The sequence below is a fragment of the Pseudomonas sp. B1(2018) genome, from assembly GCF_003097365.1.
In the GTDB taxonomy this organism is placed as follows: Bacteria; Pseudomonadota; Gammaproteobacteria; order Pseudomonadales; family Pseudomonadaceae; genus Aquipseudomonas; species Aquipseudomonas laurylsulfatiphila.
Genome location: NZ_PYUK01000009.1, coordinates 133517 through 148072 on the forward strand (window position 1 = coordinate 133517; position 14556 = coordinate 148072).

Sequence of the window (14556 nt, forward strand, 5' to 3'; positions counted from 1 at the left end):
TTGCTGGATTCCCTGTAAGGTTTCGATACGCCCACATGAAGTGGTGTGAGTCATTACAGGAGTTAAAACTGACATGGAAGTAAGAAACTTATTAATGGCCGGGTTTTTGTGTTCAGCAGTGCTCGTGGGACTGAGCGAGGTGGCACAGGCCAATATTTCTCCGGTCACCCCTGAGCTGTGCGAGTTAATGAAGACGACCAATGTCATTACCGACAAAAACCCGGTTGGCTGTGACAGATTGCGCGTGGTTTCCTTCGATTTCACCAATTTCGAAGGCCGGGTCGAACAAGGCTCGATAACTGTGCTGGATGCCTTTGCCCCTTATGTGCAAAGCATTTTCAACGATCTTCATCATATGGCGTTCCCATTGAAAATAGCGCGGTCTCGAACATTACATGGGGAATGATGGCGCCTCCATGGCCGATAATAATACTTCGGCTTTCAATGGGCGGGCGATTACCGGGGGTAGTAGTTGGTCACTTCATGCATACGGTGCCGCGATTGATCTTAACCCGATCCAGAATCCCTACATTAATATCCAGCCTACTGCTCAGGCAATGATCGACCCGGTTGTTTCCGCGCGTGCTTATGTCAACCGAATGCAGTTTCGACCCGAGAAACCGGAGCGATTTGGTCTTGCTGAGCCGGTAGTCAATGTGTTTGCCAACTATGGTTTTATCAATTGGGGAGGTTACTTCAACTATCCGATTGATTATCAGCATTTCGAAGTCTCACCGCGTCGTTTCATCGAGCACCTGACAAAGGTCTCTCCAGAGCAGGCGGAAAAAGACTTCGACGGCTATGTTGCCTACTTCCGCAACTGCATGCAGAGTTCGGACGAGCAGGATCCAGAGGCGCGTCGGGCTCGATGCGTGGGTCAGACAATGGAGGCATACCGCCAGGCGTAGACGTTGCTTTTGGTGATTTCTGTTGGATGGGGGGGGGTGCGAACGATGGGCGCTGAAACCGAATCCCGGGAAGCACAAAGGGGAGCCGAAGCTCCCCTTTAATTTGTCGTTGCGCGTGCTCTTTTTTTATTATTGAGGGTCGGTCTGTTTTTGTTTTTGGCAACCGTTGCCCTTTACCGCTGTTTTTGGCGATCCCCATCCGGGATCAAGAGCAAACGTATTTTTTTGAGCGCTGATCTGCTTTTTCGCTGAGCGATCCAACCAGTACGGGAGCTACCTGAAGGTAGTTTTATTATTCTCTGTCTGGCCGCGGGTCACTTCGAAAAGCACCCTGAAAAGCACATCTTCTCCAAAAAAATCTGTTAGCTGCGTCTCTGCCGTGTTGTTTTTGTTATGTCAGAGTCGTTACGTCTTGTTTTTATTAGGGTTGCCGCAATTTTTTTATTCTTGTTATGCGATAGATATAGCAGGAGACGTGCCAACTTTTTAAAAGCCTTTAAAATCAATGCTTTGCGGTTTTGTAGGGTTTTTCGCCTCAGGCAAAACCCTACATTTTGTTTCCGTGTTACTCGCTTGTGCCCACGTTTGAGTCGGCGCGGTAACACCCTGACACACTCAACCCACTCACTGGGCGCTGCGGGCCCTGGCCACGCGGGAACCGGTAGGGCGACCCAACACGGTGCAAATCTGTTGACCGGCGAGCATCAGGGCGTCGAGGTCGATTCCGGTGTCGATACCCAGGCCGTTCAGCAGGTAAACCACATCCTCGGTTGCGACGTTGCCGCTGGCGCCCTTGGCATAGGGGCAGCCGCCGAGACCGGCGATGGAGCTGTCGAACACCGAGATACCTTCCAGCAGGCTGGCGTAGATGTTGGCCACGGCCTGGCCGTAGGTGTCGTGGAAGTGCCCGGCGAGCTTTTCACGGGGTACATCCTTTGCTACCACTTCGAACATTTTCCGGGTCGCGCCAGCGGTGCCGGTACCGATGGTGTCCCCCAGCGAGACCTCGTAGCAGCCCATGGCATAGAGTTCGCGAGCGACCAAAGCGACTTGTTCCGGGGGGACGTGACCTTCATAGGGGCACCCCAGCACGCAGGACACGTACCCGCGCACGGTCACCCCCTGTTGTCTGGCGGCCTCCATGATCGGCGCGAAACGCTCCAGGCTTTCGCTGATCGAGCAATTGATATTGCGCTGGGAAAACGCCTCGGACGCTGCGGCGAACACGGCCACTTCCTTCACCCCGGCGGCGAGGGCATCTTCGAAACCGCGCAGGTTGGGAGCGAGCGCGCCATAGACCACACCCGGTTTGCGCTGGATCTGCGCGAAAACCTCGGCGGAGCCGGCCATCTGCGGCACCCACTTGGGCGACACGAAACTGCCGACTTCTATATAGCCGAGCCCGGCTGCGGTCAGTGCATCGACCAGTTGCACCTTGTCGGCAACACTGATGGGTTGGGCTTCGTTTTGCAGGCCGTCGCGCGGGCCGACTTCGACAATGCGTACGTGGGAGGGGAGGGACATGGGCTTCGACCTGTGCTGATTGTTCGGAGAACCCTGTAGGAGCGAGCCTGCTCGCGATGGGTTCTCAGGCACCGCGTTTATCCAGCAAACACGCGTTATCGTTAACGACCATCGCGAGCAGGCTCGCTCCTACAGGGGGCGGTGTGGATTTACTGAATTGATTCCTGGCTTTTGAGCGTCTGCTCCAGCGCCTGTACGCAGCGCTCTTCGGCAGTATCCAGTTCCAGTTTCATCTGTTCGATGTCCAGCAACTGTTGTTCAAGCTGCTCACGGCGCTCGCTGATTTTCGCCAGCATGCTGTGCAACTGTTTGGTGTTACCGCTGGACGGATCGTAAAGCTCGATCAGCTCGCGGCATTCAGCCAGCGAGAAACCGATGCGTTTGCCCCGCAGGATCAGCTTCAGGCTGACTTTGTCCCGGGGCGAGTAAATGCGTTCCTGGCCACGGCGCTCGGGGCTGAGCAGGCCTTGCTCCTCATAAAAGCGAATGGCGCGGGTGGTGATGTCGAGCTCGCGGGCGAGGTCGGAAATGCTGTAGGTCTGGCTGCTCATGGAAGCGCTCGCAAAAGGTCATGGCGCTAAGCTAATGGCAGGTTGACGTTTACGTCAAGGGAGAAAAGATCACAGCCTGCGGCAGCTCCTACCTCGGATTTGTATTCACCCTGTAGGAGCTGCCGCAGGCTGCGATCTTTTGATTTTTCTCAAACCGGCTGCTTGTCCAGCTTCTTCTCCTGCGCCGTCACCTGTTGGCACAGCTCGATCATCTGCTCGCGCATCCAGCGGTTCGCCGGGTCCTGGTCAGTGCTTTCGTGCCAGTAAAGGTGGGTTTCCACCGGCGGCACATCGTTGACCGGCAGATAAAAGGCGTGCAGGTCGTTGCGGCGGGCGAAGCGTTCCGGCACGGTCATGACCATGTCCGTCTGCTGCAACACCTGCGAGGCCATCAGGTAATGTTGGGAACGCAGGGCGATCTTGCGCTGGATGCCCACCTTGCCCAGCGCCAGGTCGACATAGCCGAGGCCGCTGCGGCGACTGGAAATATGGATGTGGGTCAGGCTGAGGTAATCATCCAGCGTGAGTTTTTCCTTGCCCGCCAGCGGATGCCCTTTGCGCATGGCGCACACGTAGCGGTCTTCCATCAACTTGACGTGACGCACCTGCGGGTCGGTGTTGAGCGGCGCATCGACGGCAAAGTCCAGGCGGCCGGCCGCCAGTTCCTTGGTGGTCTCGCGGCGTTTGGACAGAAAACTCTCGATGATCACCGTCGGTGCCAGGCGGCGCAGACGCTGGAACAGCGGCGGCAGGATTACCGCTTCTGTGAGGTCGGTCATGCTGATGCGATAGGTCTTGACCGCTTGCTGCGGGTTGAAAATGCGGCTTTCCTGCACCGACACCCGCAGCAGCGAGAGCGCATTGCGCACCGGGCCGATGATGTTCTGCGCCATGGGCGTCGGCACCATGCCCTGGGCCGTGCGTACGAACAGCGGGTCGTTGAAGGTCTCGCGCAGGCGGGCCAGAGCGTTCGACACCGCCGGTTGAGTGATGCCGACAATCTGCCCGGCGCGGGTCAGGTTGGCTTCGGTATAGATCGCGTCGAAGACGATGAAAAGGTTGAGATCGACCTTGCTCAGATTCATTACGCGGCTCTCTTATTGTGTGGGCGGGCTGACCTTGACGATCAGCCGATCATATATCGGTGATGAATGTTTATACACGCCGAGAATAGGCTAGGTAAATTTTCATGGCTGTTCTAGCATCGATTGCATGATCTAAACAACCTCCCCCAAGAAGGTATCTCGCTCATGGATTTCGCTTATTCGCCCAAGGTTCAGGAACTGCGTGAGCGCGTAACAGCGTTCATGGACACCTACGTTTATCCCGCCGAAGCCGTGTTCGAGCGCCAGGTCGCCGAGGGCGACCGCTGGCAGCCGACCGCGATCATGGAAGAACTCAAACTCAAGGCCAAGGCTGAAGGGCTGTGGAATTTGTTTCTGCCTGAGTCTGAGCTCGGTGCCGGTCTGACCAACCTCGAGTACGCGCCGCTGGCGGAAATCATGGGCCGCTCGTTGCTGGGGCCAGAGCCGTTCAACTGCTCGGCACCGGACACCGGCAACATGGAAGTGCTGGTGCGTTACGCCAACGAAGAGCAGAAGCAACGCTGGCTCGAACCCTTGCTGCGCGGCGAGATCCGTTCGGCATTCGCCATGACCGAACCGGACGTGGCGTCCTCGGACGCCACCAACATGGCCGCCCGTGCGGTGCGCGATGGCGACGAGTGGGTGATCAACGGCAAGAAATGGTGGACCTCGGGTGCTTGCGACCCACGCTGCAAAATCCTGATTTTCATGGGACTGAGCAATCCGGACGCGCCACGCCACGCCCAGCACTCGATGATTCTGGTGCCGGTCGATACCCCAGGCGTGAAGATTGTGCGCCCGCTGCCGGTGTTCGGTTACGACGATGCGCCCCATGGTCACGCCGAAGTGCTGTTCGAAAACGTCCGGGTGCCGTACGAAAACGTCCTGCTGGGCGAAGGACGCGGCTTCGAAATCGCTCAAGGTCGCCTTGGCCCGGGCCGGATTCACCACTGCATGCGTTCGATCGGCATGGCCGAGCGCGCACTGGAACTGATGTGCAAGCGCTCGGTGAGCCGTACGGCATTCGGCAAGCCCCTGGCACGCCTGGGCGGCAACGTCGACAAGATCGCCGATTCGCGGATGGAAATCGACATGGCACGCCTGCTGACACTGAAGGCGGCGTACATGATGGACACCGTTGGCAATAAAGTGGCCCGCAGCGAGATCGCGCAGATCAAGGTCGTTGCGCCGAACGTTGCATTGCGGGTGATCGACCGGGCGATCCAGATCCATGGCGGGGCAGGGGTTTCCAACGATTTCCCGCTGGCCTACATGTACGCCATGCAACGCACCCTGCGCCTGGCCGACGGCCCGGACGAAGTGCACCGTGCGGCGATCGGCAAATTCGAAATCGGCAAGTATGTGCCGAAAGAGATGATGCGTAGCGGGCAGTAATACCGCGTCATCGTTCTTCGCGAGCAAGCCCGCTCCCACAGGCTCAGTGTGATCCCTGTGGGAGCGGGCTTGCTCGCGAAGGCGTCATTCCATTCAACGCAGCAACATCAGATTCAATACACCCAAACCTCAACCCGCCGATTCTTGATCCTCCCCTCATCGGCGCTATTGGCCGCCACCGGCATCTGCGCTCCAAACCCGCGAATCTCGCGAAACACCACACCGCTTTTCACCAACTCCCGCCGCACTGCCATGGCCCGCAGCTTCGACAACAGATCGGCTCGCGCCGGGTCGCTCTTGGCATCGCCAAAGCCCACCAGTGTTACCTGGCCATTGGTTTTGTCGTGCTGCTTTATATAGTCGAGCACCCGGGACAAGTCTTGTTGCGCCTTGTTGTCCAGCGTTGCGCTGCCTTCCTCGAAACGAAAGTTGACCGACAAACGCTGCGCATGACGGCTGAGGGCCTGATAACCCTCGGGCATCAACGCATTGGGTGTCACGCTCATGGCCTGGACGGTCTGGGCGATGAAACCGTTGGCGGCGACAATCGCTTGCCCTTTACTGCTTTGGGCGAACGCCACCAGCGCATCGGCCCAAGGGTTCTTTGCGCTCGGCGGCAGATAGAAAAACAGTCGGCGGGACAGCGGATAGTCTTCCGTGGCAATCAGGTTGTTCAGTGGCGGCATGGCTTGTGATTGCCCATCGACAATCGCCACGGCTTTGGCCTGGCGCACGTAGGGCAGGCCGATAAAACCAATGCCTTGTGGGTCTGCACTCACGGCGTCGGACAGTTGTTCACTGGATTCAAAACGTTTCGCCGTGCTGCTGAGATTTTTCCCGCGATCACTCAGGACCAGTTCCTTGAAGGTGTCGTAGGTACCGGACTGATCATCCCGCGCATACAGGTGAATCGGCCCGCCGCGGCCGCCGATGTCTTCCCAGGTTCTGACTTCGCCACTGAAAATGCGCGCCAGTTGCTCGGTACCGAGTTGAGTCAGCGGATTGTCCGGGTGAAGGATGATCGCCAGGCCATCGATGGCGATGACTTGTTCAGCCCCCGGGCTTTTCAGATCGCCCAGGAATGCAAGGCTCACCCGTTCGCTGTCCTTGATCGGGCGCGAAGAGGCGGCGAGGTCGGCATTGGCGGTTTTCAGGGCGGCAAAACCAGTGCTCGAACCGTGGGCTGCGACTTCTACGACAACCCGGCTGCCCTGATCGGTTTCACCCACGATGCGCAGTTCGTTGGCGGTGGCCAGGGTTTCGCGGTGAATCCTGCGCAGGCCCTGTTCGCCCAGCAGGCCCTCGACCAGCGCCGGTCCCAGGGCCGCGCCGATGGTGTTGGAGCCCTGAATGCGCAGCACCGGGCTTTGTCCGGATGTCGGCAAATTGCCGGCAGCCGCCAGGTGTGGCAAGCCGAGGCATAGCATCAACAGGAACAACACGCGCAGCATCATGCCGGCACCTTATATAGCCAAAGGAGGTGCCGGGAGATTAAGTCAGTAAGGTTTCCGAAAAATGACAGGTTGCAGTGATGGTCCCTTGTGGGAGCGAGCTTGCTCGCGATAGCGGTGGTTCAGTGACAATGATGTCGACTGACACTCCCTCATCGCGAGCAAGCTCGCTCCCACAGGGGATTGTGGTTGGTCCTGGATCAGCTCAACTCAAGCCAGATCGGCGCATGGTCCGAAGGTTTTTCCATGCCGCGCAGTTCGTAGTCCACACCGGCGGCCTTCACCCGCGGTAGCAGGCCGTGGGAGGCGAGGATCAGATCGATGCGCAGGCCGCGCTTGGGTTCGTCTTCGAAGCCACGGCTGCGGTAGTCGAACCAGCTGAAGGTGTCGGTCACGTCCGGGTTCAGGTGACGGAAACTGTCGACCAGGCCCCAGTTCTTCAGGCGGGCCATCCACTCGCGCTCTTCCGGCAGGAAGCTGCATTTGCCGGTCTTCAGCCAGCGCTTCATGTTGTCCGGGCCGATGCCGATGTCGCAGTCTTCCGGGGAAATGTTCACATCGCCCATCACCACCAGCGGCTGGTCGTTCTTGAACTGGCTTTCCAGCAATTGCTGCAAGTCGCCGTAGAAACGCTCCTTGGCCGGGAATTTGGTCGGGTGGTCGCGGCTTTCGCCCTGTGGGAAATAACCGTTCATGATGGTGACCGGGACACCGTTGGCGTCGGCGAAGGTGCCCCAGATGAAACGCCGCTGGGCATCTTCTTCGTCGGTGGCGAAACCTTTATGCAGGGCCAGCGGCTCCTGGCGCGAGAGCAGGGCGACGCCGTAATGGCCTTTTTGCCCGTGGAAATACACATGGTAGCCCAGCGCCTGCACCTCGGCCAGCGGGAATTGCTCGTCGTGGACCTTGGTTTCCTGCAAGCCGATCACATCGGGCTGGTGCTTTTCGATCAGCGCCGCCAGCTGATGGGGACGGGCGCGCAGCCCGTTGATGTTGAAGGAGACGATCTTCATGGTCGGCAGTCCTGGCAAAAGGGCGATGCTAGCTGACATGGGGGAATCGGGCCAGTGCGGGGTGAGGGGTTTGAGTTTTGCCAGTCAGCCTTGTGTGGGCAGTGATGGCCTCTTCGCGAGCAAGCCCGCTCCCACAGGTTATGTGCCTGACTTTGCTTTTGTGGGAGCGGGCTTGCTCGCGAAGGCTATTTCATTGCCTACACTGATTGCGGATCTGTAAGGAACTGTGTCAGCGCCGATCCGCTCGTAACAACAAGAGCGCAGCCATCCGAGCTGTGCCGGGGAGATCAACCGTCATGCCCGAAACCTCGACCGCCATCGCCGATATTCACATGCTCGACAGCGGCTACGCCCGTGAAGCCCGTTCGCTGCTGTACCAGGCTTATCGACACGAACCGACCTTCGGCTATCTGTTCGAAGCTGAACGCCCCGGTTACGAACAGCGGGTTCGCGCCACGGTGCGCGAACTGGTGACCCAGCATTTTCTCCAGGACCTGCCGGCCATCGGTCTGCTGGTCAACGACCGCCTGATCGGCATCGCCCTGATCGCGCCGCCGCAGCGTCGACTTGGGGTCACCGAAAGCTGGGCGTGGCGCCTGCGCATGGTGCTCAGTACGGGATTTCGCTGCACCCGTCGCTATCTGGAGTATCACGCTGCCGTGGAGGCCTGCGTGCCGAACGACTCGGTACACGTCTTGCCGTTGCTGGGGGTTCACCCGCAGTTCCAGGGGCAGCATTTCGGCGAGCAACTGTTGCAAGCCGTGCACAACTGGTGCGCGGTGGATGAAAACTCACAGGGCGTGATCCTCGACACCGGGAATCCTCGTTATCTGGAGTTCTATAAGCGTCAGGGCTATGAGGAAATCGGTGAAGTCGCCGTAGGGCCGGTTCGTGAGCACGTGTTTTTTCACCCCAATCCCCAGGTGTTACAAACAGCAACGGCTTAGACCACGAACTTTCTTTGCATGTCAGGCTCTATCACGCGTCCATGTTCATGAACCATGCTCGTGATAGCATCCGCGCCTATGAAGTTTCCAGGAAGATTTACCAGTGGCGTGCTCATGCTGTTATCCAGCTGCACGGCGCTGGCGCAAAGTGAATTGGATGTGCGGATCAAACCGTCCAACGATGAACTGAAGGCCAATATAGAGGGCTATATCGGCAGCCTCGGCGATCGTGACGAAGAAGCCTTGCAGCGCTTCAGTCGTGGCGCCGAGGAGCAGGCGCGCAAGGCCGCCCAGGCCTTGGGTTATTACCAGCCGCACATCGACAGCGAAGTGAAGGGCGGCGAAAAACCGCGCCTGGTGTTGAAGGTCGACCCCGGCGAGCCGGTGCACCTGCGCAATGTCACGGTGCGAGTCGAAGGGCCCGCAGCGTCCCTCAAATCCTTTCGAATCCCCAAAAGCGACGCGCTCAAGCCCGGTGCCGTGCTCAACCATGGGCATTACGAGGACGCCAAGCGCCTGATCCAGAACCAGGCTTCGCGGTATGGCTTTTTCAGCGGCCACTTCACCCGTTCGAAACTGTCGGTCGACCCGCGGGCCGGCGTTGCCGATATCGAACTGATCTATGAAAGCGGTCCGCGCTATACCTTGGGCAAGGTCAGTTTCGAGGGCGATACGCCGTTCGATGACGACTTGCTGCAACGCATGGTGCCATTCAAGGCCGGTACACCCTATGACTCGGAGCTGATTGCCGAACTCAATCAGAACCTGCAATCGAGTGGCTACTTCGAAGGCGTGCGCGTGGACGCGGCACCTGCGGCGTCAAAAGAAAATGCGATCCCGGTGGACGTCAAGCTCGAAACCCGCAAGCCACGGACCATGGGCCTGGGCCTGGGTTTCTCCACCGACGTCGGCCCACGGGCCAAGGCCAACTGGACCCGGCACTGGGTCAATGCGCAAGGGCACAGTTACGGCTGGGAGGCCGAAGTCTCGGCGCCTCGGCAGAACGTCGGGTTGTTCTACGACATTCCACTGGATCCGCCGCTGACGGACAAACTGCGTTTTGCCGGCGGCTATCAGAATGAAGACATCGCCGGCACCGACACCCATAGCAAACTGTTGACCCTCGGCCCCGAATGGCACAGCAAACTGCCCAGCGGCTGGCAACGGGTGGTATCGCTGAAGTGGCAGCGCGAGGATTACCAACTGGGCGATGACTCGGGACTCAGTACCTTGCTGATGCCCGGTGTGAGCTATTCGTACCTCAAAAGCGACAACCGCATCGACCCGCACAACGGCTATCGCCTGCAATTCGAATCCAAGGTGGCCAAGGAAGGTCTGGGTTCCGACAGCAACCTGCTCTACGGCACGGCGTTGGTCAAAGGCCTGACCACGGTGTTCGATAAACACCGCTTCCTCGGGCGGGTGCAGGTCGGCGGCAGTGCCACCAACGGCTTCAAATCGGTGCCGCCATCGCTGCGCTTCTTCGCCGGTGGCGATCAGAGCGTGCGCGGCTACGACTATCAGAGCCTGTCGCCGGAAAACTCCGACGGCGACCGCATCGGTGGCCGCTACATGGTGGCCGCCAGCGCGGAGTATCAGTATTCGGTCGCCGAAAAATGGCGAATCGCGACCTTTGTCGACCAGGGCAACGCCTTCAACACCCTCGAGCTGCCGAGCCTCAAGACCGGGGTCGGTATCGGCGTGCGCTGGGTCTCGCCGGTGGGGCCGATCCGCCTGGATCTGGCCCATGCGCTGGACGACGATGGCGGCATTCGACTGCACTTTTCCATGGGGCCTGAGCTGTGAAGCGTGGTTTGAAAGTAACGCTGCTGGCGATAGCCGCACTGTTGATGCTGGTTGTCCTGACCCTGGCCACGGTGCTCGGCACGGCGACGGGCAGCCGCTGGGCCTTGGGTTTCGTACCGGATTTGACCCTGGACAATTTCCAGGGCCGGCTGGGCGGGCAGTGGAGTGCCGATCGGGTTGTGTGGCAGCAGGACAACAACCGGGTTGAACTGAGCCAGGTGATTTTCGCCTGGTCGCCGTTGTGCCTGACCCGCATGACCTTGTGCATCGAGCAATTGCAGGCCGAGCAGGTCAGCCTGACGTTTCCGCCGGGTGGCGAAGCGCCGGACAGCGGCCCGATCACGCTCCCGGAGCTCAAGTTACCCTTGGCTATCGAACTGGGGGAAATCAAGGTCGGCAGCCTGTTGTTCAACGGCAGTGAAGAGCTCAAGGGTTTGCAACTGGCGGCGCACTGGACCGCGGCCGGTTTGAAGATCGATTCGGTATCGTTACAGCGCGAGGACCTGACCCTGAACCTGTCCGGGCTGCTGCAACCCAGCGGCAACTGGCCGCTCGGCGCCGAAGGCAAACTGACCCTGTTGTCGACGCCTGAACCCTTGGTGCTGGCGTTGAAGGTCGACGGCGACCTGCTCAAGACCCTGAACCTGAAAGCCGACAGCAGCGGTTACCTCAACGGGCAACTGACCGGCGAGCTGCAACCCCTGGTGGACAATCTGCCGGCCAAGGTGCGGATCACCGCCGATGGTTTCAAACCCGCTGCCGATCTGCCGGACACCCTGCAACTCAATCAGCTTGAGCTCACCGGCGCTGGCGACTTGAAGAACGGCTACGCGCTGCTCGGCAAAGCCACGCTGCCCGCCGAGCAAGGGCCGGTCGCCCTGGCGCTGCAAGGCAAGGTCGACGCCAGCGGCGCGCAGATCGCCGCGCTCGACCTGACCGCCAACGACAAGCAAAGCCTCAAGCTCACAGGGCTTGTGGATTGGAGTAAAGGCCTGAGCGCCGAAGCGAAGGTCGACTGGCTGGACTTCCCCTGGCACCGTCTCTATCCATTGATCGACGAGCCGGAGGTGGTGTTGCACCGCTTCACCGGTGAGGTGTCCTACACCGACGGCAAGTACCTCGGTCATTTTGAAGCCGTGGCGGATGGTCCGGCCGGCGCCTTCACCCTGGCCAGTCCGTTCGCCGGCGACCTGACGAAAATCTACCTGCAACAGATTCAACTCCAGGCCGGGCAGGGCAAGGCTGAAGGGCACTTGAACCTGCAGTTCGCCGACGGTATTGCCTGGGACATCGCGCTGGACCTGTCGGCGATCAACCCGGCGTACTGGGTCGCGGAGCTGCCGGGCACGCTGGCGGGGCCGTTGCGCAGCACGGGCGAACTGAAAAACGAAATGCTCAGCCTCAATGCCGACCTGGACCTCAAGGGCAAACTGCGCGGCCAGCCGGCGGTGATCCAGGCCAAGGCCGATGGCCGTGGTGAGCAATGGAACCTCAACGCCCTGCAGGTTCGCCTGGGCGAGAACAGCATCAGCGGCAAGGGCAGCCTGCAACAGAAACTCGCCGGGCAGATCGATCTCAAGCTGCCACGCCTGGCGCAGCTCTGGCCAGAGCTGCGCGGCCAACTCAATGGCCGCGTGGATGTCGCCGGCACGCTCAAGGCGCCCCAAGGCAAGCTTGACCTGCAAGGCTCGCAATTGGTTTTCCAGGACAATCGCCTGCAAAGCCTGAACCTGGACGCCACGCTGGACAGTGCGCAACGGGCGAAAGTCGATCTCAAGGGCAGCGGAATCCAGGCCGGCGACACCTCGCTGGGAACGCTGACCGCCAGCGGCCAGGGCGACATCAAGAACCAGAAGTTGAGCCTCGATCTGCAAGGGCCGAAGCTGAAACTGGCGCTGGGCCTGGACGGCGCGCTGGATAAAGGCAATTGGCGCGGACGCCTGGCCAGCGGTGATATCCAGGCCGGTGGCCAGGACTGGAAGCTGCAAGGGCCGGCGAAACTCGAACGCCTGGCGGACGGCAAAATCAACTTCGGTGCCCATTGCTGGGCATCCGGCCAGGCCAGCCTGTGCGGGGAAGACTCGCGCCTGATGCCCGAGCCGAAGCTGCGTTATCACCTCAAGCAGTTCCCGATCGACAGCCTCGCGCAGTGGTTGCCGAAGGATTTTGCCTGGCAGGGCCGGCTCAATGCCGACCTGCAACTGGACCTGCCGGCCAGTGGCCCCAACGGCCAGGTCAGTGTCGATGCCGGCGGCGGCACGTTGCGCATCAAGGAAAAGGACCAGTGGCTGGACTTCCCGTACCAGACCCTGAAACTCACCAGCAAACTCACGCCCAAACGTATCGACACCGACCTCAATTTCGTCGGCGGCAAACTCGGCGAACTGATGGTGCAGGCGCAGCTCAATCCGTTGCCGAAGAACAAACCGTTGAGCGGCTCGTTCCGCTTGAGCGGGCTGGACCTGTCGGTGGCGCGACCGTTCGTGCCGATGGTCGAGAAGCTGGCCGGGCGCCTGAATGGCAGCGGTACGATTTCCGGCGGGCTTTTGGCGCCGCAGGTCAATGGCAGTCTGCAACTCAGTGACGGCGTGGCGGCCGGGCCTGAATTGCCGATGGAGCTGCAAAACCTGCACGTTCAGGCGCTCATCGCCGGTGAAAGTGTGCAATTGAACGGTGGCTGGAACAGCGGCAAGGCCGGGCAGGGCAGCTTGAACGGCAACATCGCCTGGGGTCAGGCGCTGGTGGTGGATCTGGCACTCAAGGGCTCGCAGTTGCCGGTCACCGTCGAGCCTTACGCCAAGCTTGAAGTCGCACCGGACCTGAAGATTTCGATGAAGGGCGATGAGCTGGCCATCGCCGGTAAAGTGCTGGTGCCCAGGGGTGAAATCACCATTCGTGAATTGCCGCCGTCGACGGTCAAGGTCTCCGATGACACGGTGATCGTCGGTCAGCAGACCGAGGAGGGCAAGCCACCGCTGGCGATGAAGATGGACATCGAAGTGCTGGTCGGCGAGGACAAGCTGAGCTTTGCCGGGTTTGGCCTGACGGCGAATGTGCAGGGGCATGTGCACATCGGCGACAACATGGACACCCGTGGCGAGCTCTGGCTCAACGACGGGCGTTACCGCGCCTACGGCCAGCGGCTTTCGGTGCGCCGGGCACGTTTGCTGTTTGCCGGGCCCATCGATCAGCCGTACCTGGACATCGAAGCCATTCGCAAGACCGACGACATCATCGCCGGCATTCGTTTGAGTGGCAGCGCCGAACAACCGACCACGCAAATCTTTTCAGAACCGGCGATGAGCCAGGAGCAGGCCTTGTCCTATCTGGTGCTCGGGCGTCCACTGAGCAGCAATGGCGAAGACAACAATATGCTCGCCCAGGCGGCCCTCGGGTTGGGCTTGATGGGCAGTTCCGGTGTGACCAGCGGCATCGCCAAGAACCTGGGCATCCAGGACTTCCAGCTCGACACCCAGGGCAGCGGCAACACCACCAGCGTGGTGGCCAGCGGCAATATTTCCGAGAAGCTCAGCCTGCGCTATGGCGTCGGCGTGTTCGAACCGGCCAACACCATTGCCTTGCGCTACAAGCTGAGCAAAAAGGTCTACCTCGAAGCTGCCAGCGGCGTGGCCAGTTCTCTGGACATCTTCTACAAGCGGGATTTCTAGGCCCGCCTGAATCAAAAGATCGCAGCCTGCGGCAGCTCCTACAGGGTTTTGTGTACACCTGTAGGCGCTGCCGAAGGCTGCGATCTTTTCGCTTTATCCGACACCATTTATCAACTAATTACCAAGCATGCTAACTATTGCGTTGACATTCGCTGCCTAGGCAGTAACATCTCGACATACATTCACTGCCTAGGCAGCTAACCGGTGG

Annotated in this window: 11 protein-coding genes; 6 read left to right on the forward strand and 5 right to left on the reverse strand. The window is 59.9% G+C overall.

Features of this window, described 5'->3' with window-relative positions; genetic code table 11:
• Positions 1-73 precede the first annotated feature (73 nt).
• Entirely contained in the window at positions 74-406 is a 333-nt protein-coding gene (locus C9422_RS32395) for a hypothetical protein (RefSeq protein WP_218279150.1), read from the forward strand.
• A 10-nt stretch (positions 407-416) separates the two neighbouring features.
• Positions 417-908 carry a M15 family metallopeptidase gene (locus C9422_RS32400; RefSeq protein WP_218279151.1) on the forward strand — a complete coding sequence of 164 codons (492 nt, stop codon included), beginning with the start codon at positions 417-419 and terminating at the stop codon, positions 906-908.
• Positions 909-1532: 624 nt separating this feature from the next.
• Here C9422_RS32400 and C9422_RS16185 read toward each other — a convergent pair.
• The 3 genes from C9422_RS16185 to C9422_RS16195 form a co-directional block, all read right to left on the reverse strand.
• Positions 1533-2432 carry a hydroxymethylglutaryl-CoA lyase gene (locus tag C9422_RS16185; protein ID WP_116581331.1) on the reverse strand — a complete coding sequence of 300 codons (900 nt, stop codon included), beginning with the start codon at positions 2430-2432 and terminating at the stop codon, positions 1533-1535.
• A gap of 149 nt (positions 2433-2581) precedes the next feature.
• Positions 2582-2983, reverse strand: coding sequence for a MerR family DNA-binding transcriptional regulator (locus C9422_RS16190; RefSeq protein WP_007980992.1), 402 nt, complete (start codon positions 2981-2983; stop codon positions 2582-2584).
• A gap of 149 nt (positions 2984-3132) precedes the next feature.
• Positions 3133-4068, reverse strand: a complete 936-nt coding sequence (locus C9422_RS16195) for a LysR family transcriptional regulator (RefSeq protein WP_116581332.1) — start codon at positions 4066-4068, stop codon at positions 3133-3135.
• 165 nt (positions 4069-4233) lie between these two features.
• On the opposite strand from C9422_RS16195, the gene C9422_RS16200 reads away from it, so the two are divergent.
• Positions 4234-5463 carry an acyl-CoA dehydrogenase gene (locus tag C9422_RS16200; RefSeq protein WP_095966522.1) on the forward strand — a complete coding sequence of 410 codons (1230 nt, stop codon included), beginning with the start codon at positions 4234-4236 and terminating at the stop codon, positions 5461-5463.
• 113 nt (positions 5464-5576) lie between these two features.
• Here C9422_RS16200 and C9422_RS16205 read toward each other — a convergent pair whose 3' ends face one another.
• Together C9422_RS16205 and xthA are read right to left on the reverse strand one after the other, a co-directional pair.
• Entirely contained in the window at positions 5577-6917 is a 1341-nt protein-coding gene (locus C9422_RS16205) for a substrate-binding domain-containing protein (protein ID WP_116581333.1), read from the reverse strand.
• Positions 6918-7114: 197 nt separating this feature from the next.
• Positions 7115-7927 carry an exodeoxyribonuclease III gene (gene xthA / locus C9422_RS16215; protein ID WP_007970500.1) on the reverse strand — a complete coding sequence of 271 codons (813 nt, stop codon included), beginning with the start codon at positions 7925-7927 and terminating at the stop codon, positions 7115-7117.
• Positions 7928-8223: 296 nt separating this feature from the next.
• On the opposite strand from xthA, the gene C9422_RS16225 reads away from it, so the two are divergent.
• The 3 genes from C9422_RS16225 to C9422_RS16235 all read left to right on the forward strand — a co-directional run bounded on the left by C9422_RS16225 (position 8224) and on the right by C9422_RS16235 (position 14348).
• Positions 8224-8874, forward strand: a complete 651-nt coding sequence (locus tag C9422_RS16225; RefSeq protein WP_104447805.1) for an N-acetyltransferase — start codon at positions 8224-8226, stop codon at positions 8872-8874.
• Positions 8875-8952: 78 nt separating this feature from the next.
• Positions 8953-10680 carry an autotransporter assembly complex family protein gene (locus C9422_RS16230; RefSeq protein ID WP_116581336.1) on the forward strand — a complete coding sequence of 576 codons (1728 nt, stop codon included), beginning with the start codon at positions 8953-8955 and terminating at the stop codon, positions 10678-10680.
• On the forward strand, positions 10677-14348 hold the full coding sequence (locus C9422_RS16235) for a translocation/assembly module TamB domain-containing protein (RefSeq protein WP_116581337.1): 3672 nt from the start codon (positions 10677-10679) through the stop codon (positions 14346-14348). Before C9422_RS16230 ends, C9422_RS16235 begins: the two co-directional genes overlap by 4 nt.
• Positions 14349-14556: the final 208 nt, after the last annotated feature.